Below are 24265 nucleotides of genomic sequence, written 5' to 3'. Positions count from 1 at the left end.
AGGCCGAGCGCACCCGCAAGCTCGACTTCGAGGAGATCCAGATCCCGCCGGGCCCACGCCTGGGCAACCAGGTCCTGGAGGCCACCAACCTCAACAAGGGCTTCGACGGACGCACCCTGATCGACGATCTGTCCTTCACGCTGCCGCGCAACGGCATCGTGGGCATCGTCGGCCCCAATGGGGTCGGTAAAACCACTCTGTTCAAGACGATCGTGGGCCTGGAGCCGCTCGACGGCGGTGAGCTCAAGATCGGCAAGACGGTCAAGCTGTCCTACGTAGACCAGAGCCGTGCCGGCATCGACCCGAAGAAGACCCTGTGGGAGGTCGTCTCCGACGGGCTGGACTACATTCAGGTGGGCCAGGTGGAGATGCCCTCGCGCGCCTACGTGGCCTCCTTCGGCTTCAAGGGTGCCGACCAGCAGAAGCCGGCCGGCGTGCTGTCCGGAGGTGAGCGCAACCGCCTTAACCTGGCGCTGACCCTCAAGCAGGGCGGGAACCTGATCCTGCTGGACGAGCCCACCAACGATCTCGACGTCGAGACCCTGTCGTCGTTGGAGAATGCGCTGCTGAACTTCGCGGGCTGCTCGGTGGTCATCACCCACGACCGCTGGTTCCTGGACCGCGTGGCCACCCACATCCTGGCCTGGGAGGGCACCGATGAGAACCCGGCCTCCTGGTACTGGTTCGAGGGCAACTTCGCCTCCTACGAGGAGAACAAGATCCAGCGTCTGGGCGCCGAGGCCGCCCGTCCTCACCGCGTCACCTACCGCATGCCCACGCCCCACCCCCCACATACAAAAAACCCGGGGGGGGGCCCCCGAACCCAATCGATCCGTGGCCCCACCCGCTTGCGCCGGGCTGAAGCTTTCAGCCCGGCAGCTTGGGGTCAGTGGGTCACTTGCGGGCCCGGGCGCGATGTACCAGCACCGTGCCGAGGATCAGCAGAGAGCCTGCACCCAGCACCAGCGGAAGTCCGTTGGAGCCGGTCTTTGCCAACGAGCGCCCCGGCTTAGCAGAGGTGGTGATTACCGTTGCGGTGACCGTGCTCGTGGGGCTGGGAGCCTCCGAAGCGGTGGGGGACTGACTCGGCACCGCGGACTCCGGCGGAGGAGTGGCGGAGGGTGACTCACTCGGGGTCGGCGACTGGCTCGGAGTGGGGAGTGTCTGGAGGGTGCCGGTGGCCGAGCCGCCGCCGTTGCGGAGGATCACGTTGGCCTCCCGCTCCAAGGTGCGACTGCCCAGGATGAGTGAGGCGGTATCGGTCCAGGGGCCGGCGCCTTGGAAGTTGACCGGCAGGTAGAGCCGGGCGAACTGGCCGGCGGGAATCACGATGGTTCCGGAGATGGAATCATCGGTGCAACTGGACACGGTCACCTGTGCGGGGGTGCCGCCAGTGGGGTCACCCCAAACGTTCCGCCCGGTGTAGGAGTAGGCGGTCGCCTTGCACGTGAATGCCTGATTGGGCGACGTGAGCTTGTCGGACCACTGCAGCGTCACCGAATCGGCGCCGCCAGCGATCTCCTCGGTGATGGTCGGGGTCTGGAGGGTCACGCTACCGGTGCTCACCCCGTTCTCATTGGGTGCGGGGGCGGAGCCGAACTTGGCCAGGCCGCTGGGCATCTCGGTGCAGTTCCCGGCGCATTCGCCGATGGGTACCTCAACGGTGGTGGGCTCACCGTTGACGTTGAAGGTCAGGGCCTCCGTGCTGGAGGGGGTGATCGCGCTGGTTAGGTAGGTGTCGATCCAGCCGGTCAGGGAGACTTCCTGGTGGGACTCGACGTAATCGGTCAGTGTTACGACCAGGCGGCCGTTCGTGCCGTCCGCATCGGTCGTGTAGGTCATGGTGGCGGCAGTCTGGCCGTCCTCGGTGTTCAGGTTCCAGGTGGTCCCGGAGTCGAAACGCAGCTTCTCCGGAGTGGTGATCTCGTAGGTCTGTCCGGCGCAGTGCCCATCATTGAGCTTGAGGGTGAACTGAAGCTTCAACATTTCCCAAGCGCGCACCCTGTTCTCGGTGGATGCCGGCTCATCCTGTTTAAGGATCGTAATGTCGGGGGGCTCGGATGTGGGGGTGCACGTGCCCTCGGTGGCACTTGCCGGGCTGGTGAACGCTGCGGGGGTGATCATTGCCAGGGCAATCATCCCTGAGGCGAACAGCGCCAGGAGACGTGATGGGGCGCGGGAACGCATAGCGCTCCTTTCCTAGGCAGGTAGGGGTTCTAATGGACGGCGGGACTGCCGTTACGGAACGCAAGGGCCCGATCGCAAGTCCGAAGGACACGGGAGTAGGGGCAGCTGGGTACCGCGGAGGCAGATCTCTCTTAAGCATCATACCTGCGTGAAGCGGAACATGGAGGTGTATGAGTGCACACTCGCGGTGTACGCTGTTACGTTTATCACCGACGCCCTCGCATGTCGATTGCTAAGGCGTCGTGCGAGTGGGCTCGCGCGTGTCCCCCGGCGCTCCGGCCGACGCGGTCGACCGGGTCAGGACGGGGCGTCCGGAATCGGTCCGCCGTCGTCACCCTCGGCCACACGAATCGCCCAGTCGCCACCGCCGCGGGCCGTGGCGGTGGGGGTGCGGATCATGCCCTCCTGGGCGATGGTGGACACCAGCCTCCCTGCGGAGTCGAAGACCTCGGCGCGGGCCATGGAGCGTCCGCCCTGAGAGGTGGGGGAGTCCTGCACGAACAGCAGCCAGTCGCCGGCGTCGACGTCACGGTGGAACCACTGGGCGTGATCCAGGGTGGCCAGGCTCATGCCCTCGCTGCGCCAGGACAGGCCCTGACTTCGCAATGCCGGCTCCAGCATGACCTGATCGCACATGTAGGTCAGCAGCGCCCGGTGCACCGTCTGGGTTGCAGCGGCCGGAATCGTGCCGCGTGAGCGCACCCAGAGGTGCTGGCGGGCCTGGACCGGTTCACCCGGACGCAGATAGATGTTGCCCTCCACGTGGCGGATGTCGAAGGCCGTGGTGCGACCCAGGAACTTGGCCACGGGGTGGTCGATGGAGCGGAAGATCTCCAGCGCGCTGATCAATTCCTCCGGACCCGGGACATCCGGTGCCTCGAGCTGAACCTCCACGCCCTCCTGTTGTTCCTGGAAGGAGGAGATCATGGCCAGGATCGGCACGCCGTCCTGGGTGGTCGTGGTGCGACGCTGGGAGAAGGAGCGCCCGTCATGTATACGCTCGACGTCGAAGCGCAGGGACTGGCCCGGCTTGCCGCCGCGCAGGAAGAAGGCATGCACCGAATGCGGCTGACGGGGCCCGTCGCCGTCGTCGACCATGGTCGCCGCCGCCGCCAACAGGCCCTGGGCGACCACCTGCCCGCCGTAGATGCGACCGGACAGCTGCGGCAGCGAGGAGCCGGTGAACGCGTCCACCCCGTCCCCCGCGCCGGCCACATCCTGAAGGGCGAGGATCCGTGTGACGGATCCGAGTGGTTCGGTGGTGGCGGGGGGAACGGGGTAGGGCGTCGTCAAAGACCGAGCTCCTCCAGGATCGGCAGTTCGGCGCGCACCGCCTGCCGGGCGTCCTCGGCCGTCGCCGAGGCGGTCGCGATGTCGGCCAGTCGCCTGCACTCGGCCAGGTCCACCGACTTCAGGACGGCATCGACGTCGGGCAGGGCGCGTGCGGTCATGGACAGGCTGGCCACGCCCAGACCCACCAGCACGGCCGCCAGTGCCGGGTCGGCGGCGGCTTCACCGCAAACGCCCACCGGACGTCCGTGGGGGGCGGCGCCGTCGCAGGCCTGGCGGATCAGACGCAGGACTGCCGGCTGCCAGGCGGTGGACAGGTCGGCCAGTGAAGACAGCAGCCGGTCTGCGGCCATCACGTACTGGGTCAGATCGTTGGTGCCGATGGAGGCGAAGTCGGCGTGCTCGAACATCTTGTCGGCCATGATCGCCGCCGAGGGCACCTCGATCATCATGCCCGCCGTCTGAAGGCCGTAGGAACGGGCCTTCTCAGTGAAGGCCTCGGCCTCCTCCGCCGTGGAGATCATGGGGGCCATGACCCACACCTTGGCGTCGGTCTCGGCCTCCGCCCTGGCCAGGGCCTCCAGCTGATGGTCCAGTACCTCCGGGTCGCGGCGTGTGGTCCGGTAGGCACGTACGCCCAGCGCAGGATTGGCCTCGGTGGCGTCGGTCAGGAAGGGCAGGGGCTTGTCAGCGCCGGCATCGAGGGTTCGCACCACCACCTTCTTACCGGGGAAGGCGGCCAGTACGGCCTTGTACGCCTCGACCTGCTCGTCGACGCTCGGCTCCTCGGGCTGGTCCAGGAAGCAGAACTCGGTGCGGAACAGACCCACACCCATGGCGTTGGCCTCCGCCGCCGAGCGGGCGGCGGCGCCGTCGCCCACGTTGGCCAGCAACTGCACCTCGTGACCGTCCTTGGTGGCGCCGTCGCCGTTGAACACGCGCACGCGGCTGGCGAGTTCGCGGGCACGGCGCAACTGGTCCTCACTGGGGTCGAGGACGATCGTGCCCTTCGTGCCGTCGACTAGCACGATATCGCCGTCGGAGAGCTGATCGGTGACGGCCGCTCCGGTGCCGACGATGGCGGGCATGCCCAGGGCGCGGGCCAGGATTGCGGTGTGCGACGTCGGGCCACCCTCGGAAGTGACAAACGCCACTACCTTCTCCGGATCCAGGAGCGCGGTGTCTGCGGGAGCGAGATCCTCGGCCACCAGTACGAAGGGCTCCGGCAGACGGGGAATGCCGGGCATGGGGGCGTCGGTGAGTACGGCGACGATGCGGTCACGCACGTCCTGCACGTCACGCGTACGCTCGGCCATGTAGCCGCCCAGGGATTCGAGCATGGATGCTAGCGTTCCGGCGGCCTCCCACACGGCCCGCTCGGGTACCAGACGGCGTTCGCGGACCATGGCCTGCGCCGAGGACGTCAGCGTGGGGTCAGCCGCCATCTGGGCGGTCGTCTCCAACAGGGTGCGGCCATCACCCTTGGCCTCGGCGGCTGAAAGCTCAAGGCCCTTCTTGACGGTCTGCGCGGCCGCGGCGATGCGGTCGCATTCCGCCTCGGTGTCACGGCTCGGTTCCAGCGTGGCGATGTCGGGCTCGGCAATGCCGGGCGCCATGCGGGCGACCGGACCGGCGACGAGCCCGGGGCTCACGCCGATGCCGGACAGTGGGGTGGGGGTTGCGGCGGACGGGGCCATATGGTGCTCCTCAACAGTGACGGAGAGCGGAGACGGGTGTCACGGATCATTGTGCACCGAGACGGTGCTTCGGGGAACGATTCCGCCATCGGATGAATGACGATTGACATGAGAGAAGCTGTCCGACCCCGCCCCCGGGCGCCGTGAACTGCGATAAAGTGACGTCGAGCACGAGGATCTACTAGGAGCGCGCATGAGTACTGCAGCTGACATCGTCGCCGGTCTGGGCGGGCGTGAGAACATCACCGACCTGGAGCCCTGTATCACCCGCCTGCGGGTGGAGGTCGTGGATCAGGAGAAGGTCGACGAGGATGCCCTGCGCGCCACCGGCGCATTCGGTGTGGTCCGCTCCGGCCGGGTGGTACAGGTGGTGGTCGGCCCCACCGCCGACACGATCGCCCAGGAGATCGCTGATCTCGACTGATTCGGGACGGTCGGTCGTCGGCACCGTGCCGACTCTCGGTTGCCGTGCGCCCCAAGCCGTCCTCGAGGCGGCCGGGGGCGCACGGGCGTCGGCGTGGGTGATTGGCGTCAATACGGATCGTGTGAAACGCTTGCTGCAAGAGATGACCCCGCCTCCGAGTCGACCGCGCAGCCGCCTCGACGCGCAAGCGGGACATCTCTTGAGAACCACCTTCCCGCGCCCCCGCATTCGGGGCGCCCTCGCGCGCACGCGCGACCGAGCACTAGGCTGAACCGCGATGACCGACTCCACCGCCGCATCCGACCTTCCCGACGAGCGTTTGAGGCAGCTTGCCGAGGCGCATGGGGTATCGACCGAGTACTGGGACTACCACGGCAACCTGGCCGCTCCCTCCCGCCTCACCCTGGTCGCCGTCTTGGCGGCCCTGGGTGTCCGGGCGAGTGATGCGCAGGCGGTCGAGGACTCTCTGCGTGAGGTGGACCTCGCCCCCTGGCGGCGGACCCTGCCCCCCACCGTGGTGGTTCGGGCCGGTACGCAGGCGACCGTGCCGGTGCACCTGCCCGATGGTGCTCGTGTCCAGGTGCACATAGAACTGGAGGAGGGGGACGGCCTGCAGCTGCTGCAGGCCGATAATTGGACCCCTCCGCGTGAGATCGACGGGATACTGATCGGTCAGACCTCGTTCGTAATCCCCGATGACCTGCCGCTGGGCTGGCACACGATCGTCGCCGACGTCGAATCCGGCCCTGCGGGGAACGGCTTCTCGGCTACTGCGGCTCTGGCCGTCACGCCGGACCATCTGGACCTGCCCGCATCCCTGGGCGGGCGCGGCTGGGGCGTCATGGCGCAGCTGTACTCCATCCGTTCTCGCGGATCTTGGGGGATCGGCGACGCCGACGACCTCACCGAATTGGTTGGGTACCTGGGCGACGAGGGGGCGGACTTCCTGCTCGTCAACCCGACGCACGCCGCCGAGCCCGTGGGTCCGATGACGCCGTCGCCCTACCTGCCCGTCACCCGCCGCTTCGTCAACCCCATCTATATCCGCCCCGAGAACATCCTGGAGGTCGCGCGGCTGTCCGGACCGCGCCGTTCCCTGGTGCAGTGGGCGCACGAGGAGGTGGCCGATGCGAACCTTACGGCCGACTCCATCGATCGCGACGCCGCCTGGAAGGTCAAGCGCGAGGCCTTGGAGGTCATCTTCGCCGCAGGCCGCTCCCGGTCCCGGCAACGTGACTTCGAGCGCTTCCGCGAGGCCCAGGGGGCGGGGCTCGAGCGTTTCGCCCTGTGGTGCGCGCTCATGGAGAAGTACGGCAGATTCGAGGACTGGCCGGAAACCCTGAAGGACGCCTCCAGCGCATTCGTGGCCAATGAGGCCCGTACTCTGGCCGATCGTATCGACTTCTACGCCTGGTTGCAGTGGATCGTCGACGAGCAGTTGGGCCGCGCCCAGGCAGAGGCCAAGGCGGCCGGTATGAGTCTGGGGCTGATGGATGACCTCGCCGTCGGGGTGCATCCGCGTGGCGCCGACGCATGGGCGGAGCCGGAGGCCTTCGCCTCCGGCGTCGGGGTCGGTGCACCGCCGGACATGTACAACCAGCTGGGCCAGAACTGGTCGCAGCCGCCGTGGCATCCCGCCCGGCTGGCGGAGACGGCCTATGCACCGCTGCGGGACATGGTGGGCACCGTTCTACGCCACGCGGGGGCACTAAGGATCGACCACGTCATCGGCCTGTTCCGTCTGTGGTGGATCCCCGATGGCCTGCGCGCCGATCAGGGAGCCTATGTGCGTTACGACCACGAGGCGATGATCGGCGTGGTGCTGCTGGAGGCGCACCGGGCCGGTGCCGTCATCATCGGCGAGGATCTGGGCACCGTGGAGCCCTGGGCGCGTGAGTATCTGGCCAGCAGAGGGGTGCTCGGGACGTCCGTACTCTGGTTCGAGAAGGGAGAGGAAGACGGGTGGCCGCTGGAGCCGGGCGCCTATCGGCACCTCGCCCTGTCTACCGTCAATACTCACGACCTGCCGCCCACCGCCGGTTATCTCGCCGACGAACACGTGACGCTGCGCGAGCGGCTCGGGCTGCTCACCGAGCCCGTTGACCAAGTGCGCACCGAGGCCCGCATCGAGCGTGAGCGCATGCTGACCCGTCTGCGCGAGCACGGCCTGTTGGGGGACAATCCCTCCGAGCGCGAGACGGTGGAGGCCCTGTATCGCTATGTGGTGCGCACGCCCTCGGCTCTGGTCGGGGTGGCGCTGGTGGACGGAGTCGGTGAGCGTCGCGCGCAGAACCAGCCCGGGACCGACAAGGAGTACCCGAACTGGAAGATACCGTTGGCGGACGGATCGGGGGAGGTCGTCCTGGTTGAGGACCTGCCCGACAACGTCCGTCTGGCGAGTCTGCTCACAGCGGTGCGCGAAGAGTTCAACCGTTGACATACCCGCTGGTTAGGGCGGGTGCGGAAACCAGTACTTCACCGGAGGACAACCGATGACCGCAGTCATCCAAGCCCCCTTGGCTGGGGCGGTGGTGAGCCTTGCGGATGTGCCGGACCCGGTCTTCGCCACCGGCATACTCGGCCCCGGGCTGGCGATCGACCCGGACCGCGCCGATGGGGGAGAGGTCACTGTCCTGGCGCCCGTCGCCGGCACGGTAGTCAAGGCACACCCTCACGCCTTCATCGTGGCCGACGCCGTCGGCCACAGCGTGCTGGTGCACCTGGGCCTGGACACGGTGCAGCTGGGCGGCGTCGGCTTCGAGCCGCATGTGGCTGAGGGAGACGCCGTAGCCGCGGGAGCTCCGGTGGTCACCTGGTGCCCGGCCGCTATTGAGGCCGGTGGACGTAATCCGATCGTCTCGGTCATCGCCTTGCAGGCGGATCCTTCACTGGTCCTCTCCGATGCGGCGGGCCCGCATGTCGGCGCCGGCGAGGTGTTGCTGACCTGGGACTGACCGCCCCCTCCCCCCGAGTTACTCCCGAGGCTGCCGCCGTTTCGACCGATCTCGGTACGTAACTTCTACCGATCTCGGCGAGGGGGAGGGGGTCGGTATTGCTCTCAGCTCATTGCGGGCGGGTGCAGGCCTGAACGTTCATCACCCGGCGGGTGTCGTCCAGATTCTCCTGTACGATGCGGCGGAAGGCCGCGGGGGCGTCCGCATGGGCCGCAAGCCAGTCCTCCAGGGCCGTTGCCGGGTCGAGGCCGGGTAGGCCCACCGTGGCGCAGGACCACAGCCGGGCCAGCAGGTTCTCAGCCATGTGGAAGGTGCGGGAGTTCCAGATGCCCTCGGCCTCCTTGACATACTCGGATACGTAGGGCACGAGCAGCTCGGGGTCGCGCTCGACCATGTTGAAGCCGGCGAGCATCTTCACCTGCGTCTCGTTGGGCAGGGCGGCGTTGTCCACCAGCTCGCGCCAGGCGGCGGCCTTCGTCTCGGGCGTGGGCACGGCGGCACGCGCCTGGGCGGCGCGCTCGCGGCCCGTCGTAGTGCGGTCGCGTGCCTCCTCCACGGCGATCTCCGCCTGGCCCCGCCGCCCGGCGGCCACCAGGCCTACCAGCAGCTCCCAGCGCAGGTCCTGGTCCACCACCAGGCCCGGCAGGGTTGCGGATCCGTCCAGCCAGGCCGCGACGGCGTCGAGCTGGGCGGGGGCGACGGCGTGGACGGCGACGGCGCGCACCAGCTGCAACTGCTTGTCACTGCCCGCTTCGGCGGTGCGCGCCAGGCCGAGCAGCGTGTCGGTGGTGGTGGCGGCGGCGTCGCGGCGCGTGGACGGCGGCAGGTAGGTCGACAGGCAGGTCGTCACCCGCGCCAGCAGCCCCTGCACGACGCTGGAATGCGTCTCGGTACGCAATGCCCGCAGCGCGGCGGCGAGGAAGCCGGTGGCCGGGAACTCGCCGTCACGCACCATGTCCCAGGCGCTGGCAATCAGCAGCGAGCGCGGCAGCGAGGCGGTGAAGGCGTCCACGTGGTCCAGGCCGGCGGCGAGGGAGGCGTCGTCTATCCGCACCTTGGCGTAGGTGAGGTCCTCGTCATTGAGCAGGAGGACGTCGGGGCGGGTGGTTCCCACCAGTTCGGGCACCTCGGTGCGGGCGCCGGCCACATCCAACTCGATGCGGCCAGTGCGCTCCAGCGTTGCCGACTCCTGTGCTCCGAGCGTGTAGGAGCCGAGCACCACCCGGTGGGGGCGCAGTGAGGCGGGGGAGCCGTCCGGTACCTCCTGCACGATCGTGGCGGAGGTGATCACGTCGTCGGCGCCGGTGGTCAGCTCCAGGCGCAGGGTGGTCACCCCGGCCTCCTGCAGCCACACGCGGGTCCAGGCGGACAGGTCGCGGCCGGAGACCCGCTCGAGTTCGCCGAGCAGATCCGCCAGGGTCGCGTTGGCGTAGGCGTGCGCCGCCAGGTAGTTCTTGATGCCGGCGAAGAAGGACTCGCGTCCCACGTAGGCCACCAGCGCGGACAGTACGGAGGCGCCCTTGGCGTAGGTGATGCCGTCGAAGTTGACCTCCACATCGTGCAGATCGTTGATGTCCGCGGCGATCGGGTGGGTGGAGGAGAGCTGGTCCTGGTTGTACGCCCAGTTCTTCTCCAACACCTGGAAGGTGGTCCAGGCGTCCGTCCAGCGGGTCGCCTCGGCGACGGCGAGCGTGGAGCAGTACTCGGCGAAGGACTCGTTCAGCCATAGGTCGTCCCACCACTTCATGGTGACCAGGTCCCCGAACCACATGTGTGCCAGCTCGTGCAGGATGGTCTCGGCGCGGCGCTCGACGCGTGCCTCAACGGGCCGGGAGCGGAAGATGTAGTCGTCGCGGTGGGTGACGATGCCGGCGTTCTCCATAGCACCGGCGTTGAACTCGGGCACGAATGCCTGGTCGTACTTGGTGAAGGCGTACGGAGTGCCGAACAGCTCCTCGTAGTAGGCGAAGCCGGCCTTGGTGATCGCCAGGATCTCCTCGGCGTCCATGAACTCCGCCAGGCTCCTGCGGCAGTACACGCCCAGGGGGACGGTACGGCCGTCGGCGGCCGTGTAGACGTCGGTGACTCCGATATAGGGGCCGGCCACGATGGCCGTGATGTAGGAGCTGATGCGCTCGCAGGGGTCAAAGGCGAAGGTGTGTGCGCCGTCGGCGGCCGCCGTGGGCGCGGGGGTGGGGGAATTAGACAGCACCGTCCAGCCCTCCGGCACGGTGACGGTGAAGCGGAAGGTCGCCTTCAGATCGGGCTGCTCAAAGACGGTGAAGACGCGCCGGGCGTCGGGCACCTCGAACTGGGTGTACAGGTAGGTCTCGCCGTCGGCCGGGTCGGTGAAGCGGTGCAGGCCCTCACCGGTGTGCATGTAGGCGCAGTCGGCGACGACGGTCAGCTCGTTGTCCGCCTGTAGGTCCGCCAGTGCGATACGCGAGTCGGCGAAGGCCCGCTTGGGGTCGAGTGTCGCGCCGTTGAGTGTCACCGAGTGGACGGCGGGGGCGATCAGATCGATGAAGGTCGAGGCGCCCGGAGTCGCGGCGAAGCGGACCGTCGTGGTGGATCGGAAGGTGGTCTTGGCGGGGTCTGCGGCGCCGGACAGATCCAGAACGACGTCGTAGCTGTCGGTGGAGATGACGGCGGCACGGGCCGCCGCCTCCTCGCGGGTGAGGTTCTGACCGGGCACGAAAGCTCCTTCGATCGGTGATGGTCGGTGTTCCGGAGGATGGCGGAGCGGGTCCGCGTCATCCCGCACATTGTCCCACTGAGCGCCGGGGACCGGAAATCGTGACGGCAGGACACCATATGGATCGATTGGACGAAAGTGATCGGTGTGATCGATTGAGTGCGATCGGAGGGATCGATATTTGCATCTTGCGCGGTGTATGCGATCGATGTAATCATTTAACTACCCGCGCTGACCGCACCGATGCGGAGCGCCTTCAACGAGGAAGTCGTGGTCACATGAACAGTCTTCGATCCAAGTACCTGGCCGTACTGTGCGCGGCCGCAGTGTCGACGGGTCTGCTCGGGGCCTGCACCCCGGCCGACGAGGGCGGGTCCGGAACCGCCGGCTCAGGCGGGGTGGATGTCGTCTCCCTGGTGGACGCGGAGGGCAAGAGGCCCATTGAGGACATCGAGGATGAACTAGGCGACCCGAGCGGCGACTCCGAGATCCGCCTGTGCTACATCACCAGGACGCTGTCGAACGAGTACTGGAGCTTCGAACGCGACGGTTTCGAACAGGCGGCGCAGGAGTACGGCGTGGAGTACGAGACCTATGCCGTCAATGACGAGGCATCGATCACCGAGCAACTGGATAAGGCCCAGTCGGCGATGCGTTCGGGATGCTCGGCCATCCTGGCCTCCCCGATCTCGGCCACGGCGCTGGACTCGGTGTTCGACAACGCCATCTCTCAGGGCATCCCAGTAATCATCCTCAATGATGCCGCCAGTTCCGTCGCGGGCACGGTATACGTCGGCCCCGACGCCACGACCATTGGCCAGACCGCCGCCCGGTACATCGCGCAGCGGCTTCCCGACGGCGGAAAGGTCGCCATGATCGAAGGTGATCCGGGCTCCTCGAACGCTCAGAACCGTGGCACGGGATTCCGGGAGGCGCTCGCGGCGAACTATCCGAATATCGAGCTCGTCGCCTCTACCACCGCCAAGTGGGACACGGCCCTGGCCAAGGACACCGCGGCGGGCATGCTCACGGCGAATGAGGACCTGGCGGCCATCTACTGCCAGAACGACACCATGGCACTGGGTGCCATGTCCGCCATCCAGGAGAAGGGCAGGCAGGGTGAGGTCGTCCTGGTGGGGACGGACGGAATTCCCCAGGCCAAGACCGAGATAGCCAATGACAACGGCTACACGGCCACCGTGTCCGAACGTCCGACGACTGAGGGGAGCAGCGGTGTCAAGGTCGCCCTGTGGATGCTCGCCGGCAACCGGGTACCCGCCTTTGTCGATGTTCCGGCCTTCGTCGTTGATGGGACGAATGTGAACGACTACCTGACCGGTATGCCGTGATCATGCGGTGAAGGAGAGATCATGAGTGCTTCCGAGCCGCTGCTGAGAGTCGAGGGGATCCGTAAGCAGTTCCCGGGCGTTCTGGCGCTGGCGGATGTGTCCTTCGAACTGCATCACGGCGAGGTCCTCACGCTGGCAGGTGAGAACGGTGCCGGCAAGAGCACCTTTCTGAGGATCCTGAGTGGATCAGTGCGCCCCGATCGTGGCACTGTCAGCATTGAGGGTCGAGTCCGCAGCGAGTACACCCCCGATTCGGCGCGGCGCGACGGCGTCGTCATCGCCCACCAGGAGCCCGCTATCGTGCCCCAGTTGACGGTGGCGCAGAACATTCTCATCGGCCTGGACCGCAGCGCCCGCAGGGCCGCAGCGGGTGCCGTGTCAGCCGCCATGAGTGACGTGCGGCGTATGGGATTCGACTTCGCCGCCGACCGGCCCATGCGCACGCTCAGCCCGGCCGAAAGACATGCGCTGACGATCGCGCGGGCCTTCGCCTTCGGCGCCAAGATCGTGGCGCTGGACGAACCCACCACTGCGATGGTTGAGCAGAACGCCTCGGCGGTGATTGAAAGGGTCAGGCAGCTCGCTCACGAGAAGCGAGTGGGCATCCTCTTCGTCTCACACAAGATGAACGAGGTGATGAGGATATCCGACCGTGTGGTGGTTCTGCGTGACGGGCGGGCGAGCTTCGATGAGAGGATCGCTGACACGACGTCACGCGACATCGTGCGGGCCATGGTCGGGCGGGAACTGCTCGACTATCAGCGCCCCAAAAGGGACCTGCGTGCCCAGCCGATACTGCTGTCGGTCGAGGCCGCCACCCACCCGAGGGGAGTCGGCCCGGTGTCCTTCAACGTGCGTGGAGGAGAAGTACTGGGCATTTCAGGACTGGTCGGCTCCGGTCGCACCGAGTTGCTGCGCGCCATCGTCCACGCCGATGCCCGCACCGCGGCTAAGGTGACGATCGCCGGGCGACTCCGGCGTATCCGCAGCCCCCGGGACGCCAAACGGGCGGGCATCGCCTTCATTCCGGAGGACAGGAAGAACCAGGGGCTGGTTCTGCTGATGGCCGCCTATGAGAACTTCGCCCTGCCCAAGGGGGCGATGACGCGTTCCCGAATGGGGATCGTCTCGCCTCGCAGGCAGGTGGCGGCCGCCTCGGAGCTGGCCGCAACCGTCGCCCTGAGGTCGAACAATGTGCGGGCGCGGGCGCGCGACTTCTCCGGCGGCAACCAGCAGAAGATCGTGCTCGGCAAGTGGTTGACCACCAATGCCCGCGTCTTCCTGTTCGACGAGCCCACGAAGGGTGTCGACGTCGGTGGACGTGCCGAGATCTACACGCTGATAGACGAGTTGACCATGCGGGGCGGTGCAGTCGTCATCGTCTCCTCCGACATGCCCGAGATCATCGCCCTGAGCGACCGTGCCCTCGTCATGAAGGAGGGGCTCGCGGTTGCTGAGCTGTCGGGCGAGAACATAACTGAGCAGAATCTCGTCGCGGCCGCGGTGGGTGTCGATGATGATGCCGCCTGACGCGACCGATTGACGTGGGGAATGAGAAACGGATATGAACAGCATAAGCAGAAAGGCTGCGGCCTGGCGCTCCCGCATGAACGCGCAGACCTTCACCATCGCCATCGCCGCTGCGGTGATCTATCTGGGATTCGGCATGCTCAATCCCAGATTCCTGGGGCTCGACAACCTACGGGACGTCGCGATCTCAGCCTGCGTCAACGGTCTTATCGGGCTCGGCATGACCTTTGTGATCATCACCGGCGGCATCGACCTGTCGGTCGGGTCGATCGCCAGCCTGTCGGGCATGGTCAGCGCCGCCTTAATGGTCAACCAGGGGGTGAACCCGTATCTGGGCTTCCTGATCGGCCTCTTCGCGGGCGCCCTGTGCGGCCTGGTCAACGGGCTCCTGGTCGCCCTCGTACGGCTGCCGCCGTTCATAGCGACGCTTGGAACCATGTCGGTGTTTCAGGGACTGGCTTACGTCGTCACCGACGGTCTGCCCGTTTACAACATCCCCAAGCCATTCGTCATGATCCTGAACTCTCGGGTCATGGGGATACCGACCTCCGTCGCGGCCGTGGCCATCTGCGCCGTACTGTGCTGGTTCCTGCTGCGGCGCACGGTGTTCGGCCAGAACGTCATCGCCACGGGCGGCAGCGAGGAGACGGCCTGGTTGTCGGGGGTCAATGTGGCCCGGGTCAAGATCTGGGTGTACGTCCTGGCCGGAACGCTGTCAGGTCTGGGAGGCATGGTGGTCGTTGCCCGCATCTCGGCGGCGCAGTCCGAAGCCGGCGCCCCCTACCAGATGACGGCGATCGCCTCCTCCGTGATCGGCGGTGCCAATCTGATGGGCGGTGAGGGCTCCATCGGTGGAACGATCATCGGCGCCCTCATCCTCGGTGCGCTGACCAACGGACTCGTACTCCTGAGCGTGCCGAGTTTCTATGAGCAGATCGTCACCGGGCTCGTTGTAGTCATAGCGGTCACCTTCGATCAGGTCGGGAAGAACTGGCCCGCCCTGCGACGCGGCTCCAAGCGGCCCGACCGGCCCACCCCGGTGGGGGAGACAGATCAGGAGGCTCCGCCGCAACCCGGCACAGTGGCGCAAACGAGCGTGTCCGGAGCTGACGATGATTGATGTCCCCGTTGTGGATGCGCACCATCACCTGTGCCGATTGGAAGCCGGCTATCCCTGGCTGAGCGGTCCGCCCGTGGCGCGGTACCACGGCGACGATACGCCGCTGCGGCGTGACTACCTCATTGAGGACTACCGCGCGGACTGTGCCGGGATACCGGTCATCGCCTCGGTGGCCGTGGAGAACGGCGCCGCCGCGGCGGAGTCCGAGGCGCAATGGGCGCACGGCATGCTGGCGGGCTCCCGGAGTGTGCAGGTGGCCAAGGCCGACCTGCTGGATTACGACGCGCCGGCACTGCTGGAGCGCTATGCGCAGTTGTCGACCGTCCGCGGGGTGCGTGACATCCTCAACTGGGACCCGGATCCCTACTACGCCCACCGCGACCGCGACGGGATCATGAACGAACCGGCCTGGCGTATAAACTTCGCGCGGCTCGAAGGGCTGGGCATGTCCTTTGATCTACAGGTGTTCCCCCACCAGCTGCTCGACGCCGCACGTCTGGCGGAGGACTTCCCCTCCACGCGGATCGTCCTGGACCACCTCGGCATGCCGATTCGCCGGGACCCGGAGTACCTGGAGCGATGGGGCGCCGGAATGCGCGAACTGGCTCGGCGCGAGAACGTGTTCGTAAAGCTCTCCGCCCTGGGTACCACTGATCACCAGTGGACGAGGAGGTCCATCAGGGAGCCGATCCTGACCGCGATCAACGCGTTCGGGGTGGAGCGGTCCATGTTCGCCAGCAACTTTCCTGTGGACTCGCTCTACTCCGACATGCCGACCCTGTACACCGCCTTCGGCGCAACGGTTGCGGACTTCACCCGGGAGGAACGACGGCGCCTGTTCGCCGGTACCGCGGTCGACTTCTACCGCATGTAGGGAGGTGACAGATCCTGCCGGATCGGCACGTCAGGTGTCCCACGGCGGTTCATCGACGGGCTGTGGGACCGGTGGTGGTGCCGACTGCCGGCCCGACTACTGAACGGCTTTCTACAGCAACCACGGTATCGGCTTATGGGAGCCGATGGAACAGGAGGGGCCGAATGGGGTACTCGGCCAGAATCAACTCATACATCAAGCAGGGAATGAGCGTGCCGAAGGCGCTCGCCGCAATAGGCGGCGTGGACGGTGTCGGCCACGTCGATCTTAACTATCCGGAGCACTTCGCCAAGGACGGCGTGGACGGGGTCCGCAGGGCGCTTGCGGATGCGGGACTTGGAGTGAACTCGATCGCGGTGAGATTCCGCAGCGAGTTCTGCGCCGGGGAGTTCACCGGACCGGGGTCGAGACTGTCCGCGGAGGCCTACGAGCTGGTGTGCGCCGGCGTAGGTGTCGCCAAAGACCTCGGCAGTGACCTGATCACCTTGTGGCTCGGCTATGACGGCTACGACTACGCCTTCCAGAAGGACTTCGTGACGGCGACCCGGAGACTCGTCGCCGTGTATCAACAGCTGGCGGACCAGTACCCGGACATGCGCTTCAGCATTGAGTACAAGCCTTATGAGGAGCGGGTCCATACGATGATCCCGAGCAGCGGCTTCGTCCTCTACCTGCTCCAGTGCATCGGTCGGCCCAATGTGGGGGCGACTCTGGACTTCTGCCACATGATCATGGCGCGCGACTACCCCGCGCACGCCGCTGCACTCCTGCTGGCGGACGACAGACTGTACGGAATCCATCTCAATGACGGGTATGGGGGAAGCGATGACGGAATGATCGTGGGCTCAGTGCATCCGTGGGAGACTTTGGAGCTTCTGCACTGGCTCCGGCGCGGCGGGTATCAGGCCCCTATCTACTTCGACACCTTCCCCGTGCGGGAGGATGCGGCCGGAGAGCTGCGCGCCAATGTGGCGGCGACCGACGCCCTCCTGGGCCTGTTGGAAAGGCAGGACCCGGATCGCCTCCAGGAGGTCGCCGACTCCCAGGACGCCCTGCGGGTAGCGGCGCTGCGTCTGGACCTGCTGGGCGGGGGTGCGGGATCGTGACCGGCGTCATCCCGGCCGCGGGCGGAGTGCTGGTGGTCGGCAGCCTCAATACGGATTTCACCGTGTATGTGGATGAGTTGCCCAGGCCCGGGCAGACACTCTGCGTCACCGAAGGGGTCACAAGTTTCGGAGGCAAGGGGGCCAACCAGGCGATCCAGGCGCGCCGTCTGGGAGTCCCGGTGACATTCGTCGGCGCGGTCGGCGCCGACGACCGGGGACGTGACTACCTCCGCCGGCTGGAGTCGGTGGGCGTTGAGCCGCGTATCACGCGGGTGGACGACGCCGCTACCGGGCTGGGCTTCATCCACTGCACCGCGGACGGAACCGTCTCGTCCACGGTCGTTTCCGGCGCCAACGCCAGGCTCTCACCGGCAGCCGTGGATGCGGCACTCGCCGCCGCACGCCGTCCGGGACTGGTGCTCACGCAGAACGAGATCCCCGCGCAGACCGTCCTCGCCGTCGGGAGGAGGGCGCGTGAGATGCATGTTCCGGCGGTTTTGAATGCCGCCCCCCACGTGACGTACGGGGAGGAGTTGCACGGTCTGTTCGACTGCTTCATTGTCAATGAGGAGGAGGCGCTTGCGTACGCGGGGTATGAGCGTGCGCCGGAGGGCCTCCTCGGATGGCGGCGGTTGGCGGCCGGGCTCCGGCGAATTGCACCGGAGGTGATCGTGACGCTCGGTGCTGCCGGTTCGGTGTATGCGGGGCCGCAGGGCGTGGAAGCGGTTCCGGCACACCCCGTGCAAGCCGTGGACACCACCGGCGCCGGCGATTCGTTCGTCGGCACCCTGTGTGCCGCCCTGGTGCGTGGGGAGCGCAGGGAGGCCGCGCTCAGGTTTGCGACCATCGCGGGGGCATTGACCACGGTGGGGTCAGGCGCTCAGGAGAGCATGCCGGGGGAGCGACAGGTGTTCGGCGAAGCCGGTACTTAAGTCCTAAACGCGCGGAGCAAAGTGATCGAATCGATCGATAAAATGAACAGAGTGATCAAACAAGCTTGACCGGATCGCGGTGCCGAGCGATGATTGTGGTGCCGAATGATCAGTGTGATCATTGACGGTTCCTTGCATGAGTGGACCGTTCAGTTTCGAGGTACAAGGAGGTATCCATGACGGCATCAGCAGACATCCGGGCGCGCAGGTCCGGAAAGACCAACTGGCGGTGGGTCGTCGCCGTCGTCTGCGCCATCGGTCTGGCCATCAACTACATCGACCGTTCCGCGATCTCGGTGGCACTGCCCTACATGACCCAGGACTTCCACATCACGCCCGCTGAACAGGGGTTAATCCTGTCGGCCTTCTCCTGGTCGTACGCGATCATGCAGATCCCCGCGGGCTCACTGATCGACAGGTTCGGAGAACGCGTCATGTTCGGTGCCTCGGTGTTCGTGTGGTCGGTGTGCACCGGAGTCACCTTCATGGTGAGCAACTTCGCCATGCTGTTCGGCCTGCGACTCGGCCTCGGCATTGGTGAGTCAGGCGCCTACCCCGCATCTGCCAAGACCGTCTCACGGTGGTTCCCGCAGCGGGAACGCGCCCGTGCCACCTCCGTGTACGACTCCGGTGCCCGGATCGGCTCCGCGATCGCCACTCCGGTGATCGCCGGCATCATCGGCCTGTGGGGCTGGCGCTGGGTGTTCCTGATCGCCGGCGTGCTCGGGATCCTGTGGGCACTCGGCTGGTGGGCCCTGTACCGCCGCCCGGAACTCGTCGATGCGATCGGCGAGGAGGAGATGGCGATCATCAACGAGGGCCGTGATGAAGAGGCCCGTCAAGCGGCCGCGGCCGGCACCGAGAAGGCCATCCCGGTGCTCGTCCTGCTGCGCAAGCGTGCCGTCTGGGCCATGATGATCGGCTTCTTCTGCGTCAACTTCGCGGTAACCTTCTTCCTCACCTGGTTCCCCACCTATTTGGTCGATGAGCGCGGTTTCGACCTGCTCCGGCTCGGGGCCTTCGGTGCGATCCCCCCGATCTGCTCCATCATCGGCTCGTGGAGCGGCGGACTGGTCAACGACGCCCTGCTCAAGCGCGGCTGGTCCGTGACTCGGGTGCGCAAGACCTGCCTGGTGGTCGGCATGCTGCTGTGCGCCGTCATCGGCGGAGCGGCCTTCGTCCCCACCGCGGCCCTGGCACTGGCGCTGATGTCGGTGTCCTACTTCGGCTCCGCCTTCACAATCGTCACCATCTGGTGCCTGCCGGCGGACTTCGTTCCCGCGTCCACCGTCGGTGTGCTCGGAGGCACCCAGAACTTCTTCTCCAACATCGGCTCGGCGCTCAACCCGATCGTCATCGGCTTCCTTTACGGGGCAACCGGCGCCTTCGGCCTGCCGCTGCTGCTGTCCGGGTTGGTGTCCATTCTCGGTGCCCTGGTCTTCGCCTTCATGCTGCCGAAGGTCGAGCAGATCGACTTCTCCCGGGACGTGGTCACCGTGTGAGGCGAACGGCAGCCGACATCCCGAGCGCCCCCTCGGGGAAGCGGGGCGACAGGCCGCCTGGAGCCTACGCCCCGCGAGACGGGCTCCACACGGCTTCATCGCCGCTCCTGCGGCACCGACCAGCCACAACAGCGAAAGGAGGTGGGACGATGCGGTCAGAAGCGATTCTCAACGACCAGGGAGGCACCATGGCCATCACCGTTCGCTCCGGCGTCACGGACGAACCCCGTACCAAGGGAGACCGGCGGCGCGCCCGACTGGTCGAGATGCTCGGTGAGGGGTCGGGCAGGCGGGCCTCGGTCAATGAACTGGCCCGGGCGCTGGACGTGTCTGTGGTCACGATCCGTCGGGATCTGGCCCTGCTGGAGAAGGACGAGATCATCTCCCGCACTTACGGGGGCGCCTCCCTGGCGCCCGGACGGCGCGAACTGACCATGGCGCAACGCGAGGTGTCCAACGTGGTCGAGAAGGAGGCGATCGCTCAGGTGGCGGTCTCGCTCCTCAACGAGGGTGACCTGGTGATCCTTGACGCCGGCTCCACCGCGGAGCGGATCGCCGCCGCCATCGATAACCGTTTCGAACTCACGGTGGTCACCAACGGACTGCGCTGTATCAACCGGCTCGTGGGTCAGGACAAGGTGCACGTGCTCGTCCTCGGCGGCAACCTGCGCGGCATCAATGAGACCATCTGCGGTGGCGATGCCGAGATGACGCTGTCCCGCATCTACGGGAACATCGCCTTCGTCGGAGCCGACGCCGTCAGTACCGAGCGGGGCATCGCCTCACGCACCTACGACCAGTCCCGGCTGAAGTCGATGATGCTGCGCCAGGCCGCTCAGGTCTACATCATCGCCGACTCCAGCAAGCTGGAGGATGACACCGACTATCCGTACTGGTCGCCTCTGCCCCATGAGTGGGCCCTTATTACCGACGCCGGGGCGACTCAGGAGCAGCTCGACGCCCTTGAGGACCGCGGCGCCACCACCATCCTGCTCGCCGGCGAGCAGAGTTTCGAAGAGCCGAATAATTCCAAGGAAGAACCATGACCAGCAATGCGACTGTCGATACGACCGTCGACCTGAAAGACACAATGAGAAAGGCCGTCCTGCATGCCCCGAACGACATGCGTATCGAGCAGGTGCCGATCCCCGAGCTAGAACCGGGCGACGTCCTGCTCAGGGTGACCGGTGCCCTGCTGTGCGGCACCGATGTGCGCATCTACACCGGCCGCAAGACCCGGAATGTGACTCTGCCCTCCACGCTCGGGCACGAGTTCGCCGGCGAGGTGGTTGCCGCGAGCGGAGATCTTCCCGACGGCGTGTCCATGGGTGATCAGGTCTGCGTCTACCCGCTGGTGCCGTGCGGGGCCTGCTCGGCCTGCTCCAAGGGGCACCCCAACATCTGCCGCAACCGCGTCGCCTTCGGCTACCAGCTCGACGGCGGACTGTCCCAGTATGTGCGAGTCCCCGCCCGGGCACGAGAGAACCTGATCCCGCTCAACCGGGTATCCGCCCTTGAGGCCGCCATTGTTGAGCCGGTTTCCTGCGCCCTGAACGGCCAGAATCTGGCCCGGGTCGCCGGGGCGGATACGGTGCTGGTGGCCGGGGCGGGGCCCCTCGGACTCATCCACATCCGCCTGGCCAAGGCCCAGGGCGCGCGTCGGGTGATATCCGTCGAGCCCAATCGGGCCCGCCATGCGATCGCCCGGGACTCCGGCGCAGATCTGGTGCTCGCGCCGACCGACGATATCGCCGACCGCATCCGGGACTTCTCCCCGGACGGCGTTGATGTGGTCATCATGGCCATCGGCCGCCCCGAGGCCCTGACCCCCTACCTGGGCGTGCTCGCCCCCGGTGCCCGCATCTCCGTGTTCGCGGGCTTCAACTCCGAGGCCAGACTCGAATTCGTCGCCAACGACATCCACTACAACGAATACGAGATCGTCGGCGCCTCCTCCTGCCGCCTGGAGAACTTCCAGCAGATCGCCCCGATGATCAACGACGGTCGGCTGAAGGTGGCCGATCTGATCGGCACCCAGCTGCCGCTCGACCGGGCCACGGAGGCCATCGATCTGGCAGCCTCCGGCGCCGACATGCGCGTCGGCGTCGACGTCTGGGCCTGAGGCCCGGCAACCGTCCCCAGCCAAACCCCGGCCCGCGTCCGTGACGCGAGTCCCGGTCAACACACCCTTTTTCGACTCACTGACTCAACTTCACCCAAATGGCCCGGCGCAGGGCCGGGCCACAAGCACACAAGGAGAAGCACCATGTCCGTCTACTCTCTCAACCCCGTCGGCACCACCCCCGCCCTCGGCCGCCAGCTGCGCCTGCGCCGTCTGCTCGGCGCGGATGGCCGCATGATGTCGGTGGCCCTGGACCAGGCCGTCCCCCGCGGGGTGGCCCCGCGCCTGGCCGACATCAAACACACCTTCAACCGGATCATCGCCGCAGAGCCGGACGCCTTCACCGTGTTCAAGGGCATCGCCGGCCACCTGCTGTGGGACAACGACGTCAAGGTCCCGCTCATCATCAAGGGCTCAACCTTCTGCGTCGACTTCCACCCCACCTACGACGCCACGGTTGCTTCCGTCCACGACGCCATCCGCCTGGGGGCCGATGCGCTGGCCATCGGCATCTCCGCCGGCTCGGAGCACCAGGTGGCCATGCTGGAGATGATGTCAGCCACCACCGAGGAGGCCCACAAGTGGGGGATGCCGGTCATCTGCCACGCCTACCCCTCCGGGGAGCTGTGGGGAGATCGCAAGGGCTCCACCGAATCCGTCGTCTACGCCGCCCGCGCGGCCGCCGAGTGCGGAACCGACATTGTCAAGACCTGGTACACCGGTTCCGCAGCCGAGTTCAAGCAGGTCGTCGACGCCGTCCCCACACCCGTCGTCGCCGCCGGTGGTGCCCCCGCCCCCAAGCCCATCAACGTCCTGGAGCAGGCCGCCGCGGTCATGGAGGCCGGCGGCGTGGGCATGACCTGCGGGCGCAACATCTGGCAGGCCGAGGACCCCGGCAAGATGGTGCGGGCCCTCAAGGCCGTGGTGCACGACGGCGCCGCCCCCTCCCAGGCGGCCGAGCTGCTGGCCTGACGGCCGTCGGCTTCGGCAGGACAAGACAGGACGGAGGTTCAATGATGAGCACATTCGTCGGAATCGACCTGGGGACCTCGGCCACCAAGGCCGTCGTCGTCGACTCCGGAGGTGAGGTGATCGCCCGGGCCCGCTGCGCCCACCCGCGCTCCCGCTCGGTGCAGGGCCGCGTAGACCCGGGGGCGTGGGAGCAATCAATCCGCGGTGCACTGGCGGAGCTGGGGCCGGCCCTGGCCGGTGCCGCCGGCGTCGGCATCGACGTCCACTGCCCGGTCGCCGTCCCCCTGGACGCGGCGGGGAGGGCCTGCGGACTGGGGGTGGTGTGGGACAACAACATCCTGCGCTACTACTTCAACCAGTACTCGCAGCGGCGCTCGGAGCGAGCCGTGGCGGCCACGGGGAACCACCCCTCGCAGTCGACTTTCATGGCCCTGGCCCACCCCTATCTGCGCAACCATGACGCCGATGCCTTCGTGCGCATGGACACCTTCGGCATGGCCGGCACCTGGCTCGGCGCCCGAATCACGGGCCGGACCGCTCTGGACCCCACTCAGGCCTCCTACTCCGGCATCTTCAACACGCTGGAGCCGGAGCGGGGGTGGATTCAGGAGACGGTCGACCTGCTCGAGATCGACCCGGGCACGCTCCCGCCAATCAAACACGCGGTGGACATTCTCGGTACCGTCACGCCCGAGGCGGCCGCCGACTTCGGCCTGCCCGCCGACATCCCCGTGTCGGTCGGCTCGGCGGACACCCCGGCCGCCTCCTACGCCCTGGGCACCCGTCCCGGCACCAAGCCCTTCTTCATCATGGGCACCACCCACGTCATCAACTCCTGCCTGGACGCGCCGGACACGCGGGCCACCGCCCTGCAGCGCTGCGGCAACCGGCCGGGGGAGTGGCTGATAAACGGGGTCACCAACGGTGGTGACGCGCTGTCCACCGGGGCACTGGTGGCCGGCTTCGGGGGTGACGGCGGCGGTGTGGCCGACATGATTCGCACCGCCTACGACATTTCGCGCGAGGATGCGGTGACGGCCCCGTTCTTCATCCCCCACATCATGCGGGAACGGGGGCCGTTGTGGTTCGAGGCTCCCTGCGCCCGGCTGATCGACATCACCCGCGAGACCAGCCGGGTGCAGGTGGCGCGCGGCATCGTCGACGGCGTACTGCTGGTAGACCGCATGGTGCTCGGCTCCTGTGTGCCCAAGGGCGCGGGCTCGATCTATGTCACCGGCGCCTTCGGGGCCGATGAATCCTTCCCACAGATGCTCGCCGACATCCTGGACGCCGACCTGGATCTGGTGGACGAGTCCTACCTTCCGGCCATCGGGGCGGCAGGTATGTGCGGCGCCACCGCCGCCGGCCTGGTCTTGCCGGAGGTCGCCTCCCGTCGGGTGTCTCCACGACCGGACTGGGTGGCTATCAACGACGACCGCTGGGACGCCTTCCGCGCCTCCTGGTGTGCCGCCACCGGACGGGAGATCCTGCCGCAGCTGTGACCCGGAGCG

18 protein-coding genes and 1 pseudogene are annotated in these 24265 nt (G+C 67.1%); 15 read left to right on the top strand and 4 right to left on the bottom strand.

Translation table 11 applies throughout. The features are described 5' to 3' along the window. Positions 1–770: pseudogene (locus tag Q4A20_RS06725) on the top strand (ATP-binding cassette domain-containing protein); the annotation flags it as partial. A gap of 124 nt (positions 771–894) precedes the next feature. On the opposite strand, the gene Q4A20_RS06720 reads toward Q4A20_RS06725, so the two are convergent. The 3 genes from Q4A20_RS06720 to ptsP all read right to left on the bottom strand — a co-directional run bounded on the left by Q4A20_RS06720 (position 895) and on the right by ptsP (position 5174). Continuing rightward, positions 895–2187 carry an Ig-like domain-containing protein gene (locus Q4A20_RS06720; RefSeq protein ID WP_303121581.1) on the bottom strand — a complete coding sequence of 431 codons (1293 nt, stop codon included), beginning with the start codon at positions 2185–2187 and terminating at the stop codon, positions 895–897. A 297-nt stretch (positions 2188–2484) separates the two neighbouring features. After that, complete coding sequence (locus tag Q4A20_RS06715) at positions 2485–3480, bottom strand: acyl-CoA thioesterase II (RefSeq protein WP_303121579.1); 996 nt, start codon at positions 3478–3480, stop codon at positions 2485–2487. After that, entirely contained in the window at positions 3477–5174 is a 1698-nt protein-coding gene (ptsP, locus tag Q4A20_RS06710; protein ID WP_303121577.1) for a phosphoenolpyruvate--protein phosphotransferase, read from the bottom strand. The genes Q4A20_RS06715 and ptsP overlap by 4 nt, the downstream gene beginning before the upstream one ends. Positions 5175–5367: 193 nt before the next feature. Here ptsP and Q4A20_RS06705 point away from each other — a divergent pair, with 193 nt between their 5' ends. The 3 genes from Q4A20_RS06705 to Q4A20_RS06695 all read left to right on the top strand — a co-directional run bounded on the left by Q4A20_RS06705 (position 5368) and on the right by Q4A20_RS06695 (position 8552). After that, complete coding sequence (locus Q4A20_RS06705; RefSeq protein WP_303121575.1) at positions 5368–5598, top strand: PTS glucose/sucrose transporter subunit IIB; 231 nt, start codon at positions 5368–5370, stop codon at positions 5596–5598. A 277-nt stretch (positions 5599–5875) separates the two neighbouring features. Next, positions 5876–8035, top strand: a complete 2160-nt coding sequence (gene malQ / locus Q4A20_RS06700; protein WP_303121573.1) for a 4-alpha-glucanotransferase — start codon at positions 5876–5878, stop codon at positions 8033–8035. Between the two features lie 55 nt (positions 8036–8090). Continuing rightward, positions 8091–8552, top strand: a complete 462-nt coding sequence (locus tag Q4A20_RS06695) for a PTS glucose transporter subunit IIA (RefSeq protein ID WP_303121571.1) — start codon at positions 8091–8093, stop codon at positions 8550–8552. A 109-nt stretch (positions 8553–8661) separates the two neighbouring features. Here the strand turns inward: Q4A20_RS06695 and pepN are convergent, their stop codons facing one another. Further along, the gene (gene pepN, locus Q4A20_RS06690; RefSeq protein ID WP_303121569.1) at positions 8662–11247 is read right to left on the bottom strand and encodes an aminopeptidase N; all 2586 of its coding nucleotides are present in this window, start codon (positions 11245–11247) and stop codon (positions 8662–8664) included. Between the two features lie 278 nt (positions 11248–11525). On the opposite strand from pepN, the gene Q4A20_RS06685 reads away from it, so the two are divergent. The 11 genes from Q4A20_RS06685 to Q4A20_RS06635 all read left to right on the top strand — a co-directional run bounded on the left by Q4A20_RS06685 (position 11526) and on the right by Q4A20_RS06635 (position 24256). Then, positions 11526–12596, top strand: coding sequence for a substrate-binding domain-containing protein (locus Q4A20_RS06685; RefSeq protein WP_303121567.1), 1071 nt, complete (start codon positions 11526–11528; stop codon positions 12594–12596). A 21-nt stretch (positions 12597–12617) separates the two neighbouring features. Then, entirely contained in the window at positions 12618–14126 is a 1509-nt protein-coding gene (locus Q4A20_RS06680; protein ID WP_303121565.1) for a sugar ABC transporter ATP-binding protein, read from the top strand. Between the two features lie 34 nt (positions 14127–14160). Further along, a complete protein-coding gene (locus Q4A20_RS06675) occupies positions 14161–15246 on the top strand; it encodes an ABC transporter permease (RefSeq protein WP_303121563.1) in 1086 nt (361 codons plus the stop codon). Next, positions 15239–16120, top strand: coding sequence for an amidohydrolase (locus tag Q4A20_RS06670; RefSeq protein WP_303121562.1), 882 nt, complete (start codon positions 15239–15241; stop codon positions 16118–16120). The genes Q4A20_RS06675 and Q4A20_RS06670 overlap by 8 nt, the downstream gene beginning before the upstream one ends. 164 nt (positions 16121–16284) lie before the next feature. Beyond that, a complete protein-coding gene (locus tag Q4A20_RS06665) occupies positions 16285–17226 on the top strand; it encodes a sugar phosphate isomerase/epimerase (protein WP_303121560.1) in 942 nt (313 codons plus the stop codon). Beyond that, complete coding sequence (locus Q4A20_RS06660) at positions 17223–18158, top strand: ribokinase (protein ID WP_303121558.1); 936 nt, start codon at positions 17223–17225, stop codon at positions 18156–18158. The genes Q4A20_RS06665 and Q4A20_RS06660 overlap by 4 nt, the downstream gene beginning before the upstream one ends. 176 nt (positions 18159–18334) lie before the next feature. After that, the gene (locus Q4A20_RS06655) at positions 18335–19660 is read left to right on the top strand and encodes an MFS transporter (protein ID WP_303121556.1); all 1326 of its coding nucleotides are present in this window, start codon (positions 18335–18337) and stop codon (positions 19658–19660) included. Between the two features lie 149 nt (positions 19661–19809). Beyond that, positions 19810–20706: a DeoR/GlpR family DNA-binding transcription regulator gene (locus tag Q4A20_RS06650; protein ID WP_303121554.1), complete on the top strand. Its 897-nt coding sequence runs from the start codon at positions 19810–19812 to the stop codon at positions 20704–20706. After that, positions 20703–21782 (top strand): alcohol dehydrogenase catalytic domain-containing protein, encoded by a 1080-nt coding sequence (locus tag Q4A20_RS06645; protein WP_303121552.1) that lies wholly within the window; start codon positions 20703–20705, stop codon positions 21780–21782. Before Q4A20_RS06650 ends, Q4A20_RS06645 begins: the two co-directional genes overlap by 4 nt. A gap of 144 nt (positions 21783–21926) precedes the next feature. Beyond that, a complete protein-coding gene (locus Q4A20_RS06640; protein WP_303121549.1) occupies positions 21927–22754 on the top strand; it encodes a class I fructose-bisphosphate aldolase in 828 nt (275 codons plus the stop codon). Positions 22755–22798: 44 nt separating this feature from the next. Further along, positions 22799–24256 carry an FGGY-family carbohydrate kinase gene (locus Q4A20_RS06635; RefSeq protein ID WP_303121547.1) on the top strand — a complete coding sequence of 486 codons (1458 nt, stop codon included), beginning with the start codon at positions 22799–22801 and terminating at the stop codon, positions 24254–24256. Positions 24257–24265 lie beyond the last annotated feature (9 nt).

It is taken from the genome of Actinomyces sp. (assembly GCF_030530635.1).
Taxonomy (GTDB): domain Bacteria; phylum Actinomycetota; class Actinomycetes; order Actinomycetales; family Actinomycetaceae; genus Actinomyces.
This window is presented reverse-complemented; position numbering and strand designations above follow the sequence as displayed.

Coding starts and splice junctions, on each gene's coding strand:
- Q4A20_RS06670 (WP_303121562.1), top strand. CDS start 15,239: ATGATTGATGTCCCCGTTGTGGATGCGCACCATCACCTGTGCCGATTG.
- Q4A20_RS06645 (WP_303121552.1), top strand. CDS start 20,703: ATGACCAGCAATGCGACTGTCGATACGACCGTCGACCTGAAAGACACA.
- Q4A20_RS06705 (WP_303121575.1), top strand. CDS start 5,368: ATGAGTACTGCAGCTGACATCGTCGCCGGTCTGGGCGGGCGTGAGAAC.
- malQ (WP_303121573.1), top strand. CDS start 5,876: ATGACCGACTCCACCGCCGCATCCGACCTTCCCGACGAGCGTTTGAGG.
- Q4A20_RS06720 (WP_303121581.1), bottom strand. CDS start 2,187: ATGCGTTCCCGCGCCCCATCACGTCTCCTGGCGCTGTTCGCCTCAGGG.
- Q4A20_RS06655 (WP_303121556.1), top strand. CDS start 18,335: ATGACGGCATCAGCAGACATCCGGGCGCGCAGGTCCGGAAAGACCAAC.
- ptsP (WP_303121577.1), bottom strand. CDS start 5,174: ATGGCCCCGTCCGCCGCAACCCCCACCCCACTGTCCGGCATCGGCGTG.
- Q4A20_RS06640 (WP_303121549.1), top strand. CDS start 21,927: ATGTCCGTCTACTCTCTCAACCCCGTCGGCACCACCCCCGCCCTCGGC.
- Q4A20_RS06695 (WP_303121571.1), top strand. CDS start 8,091: ATGACCGCAGTCATCCAAGCCCCCTTGGCTGGGGCGGTGGTGAGCCTT.
- Q4A20_RS06665 (WP_303121560.1), top strand. CDS start 16,285: ATGGGGTACTCGGCCAGAATCAACTCATACATCAAGCAGGGAATGAGC.
- Q4A20_RS06635 (WP_303121547.1), top strand. CDS start 22,799: ATGAGCACATTCGTCGGAATCGACCTGGGGACCTCGGCCACCAAGGCC.
- Q4A20_RS06680 (WP_303121565.1), top strand. CDS start 12,618: ATGAGTGCTTCCGAGCCGCTGCTGAGAGTCGAGGGGATCCGTAAGCAG.
- Q4A20_RS06675 (WP_303121563.1), top strand. CDS start 14,161: ATGAACAGCATAAGCAGAAAGGCTGCGGCCTGGCGCTCCCGCATGAAC.
- Q4A20_RS06650 (WP_303121554.1), top strand. CDS start 19,810: ATGCGGTCAGAAGCGATTCTCAACGACCAGGGAGGCACCATGGCCATC.
- Q4A20_RS06685 (WP_303121567.1), top strand. CDS start 11,526: ATGAACAGTCTTCGATCCAAGTACCTGGCCGTACTGTGCGCGGCCGCA.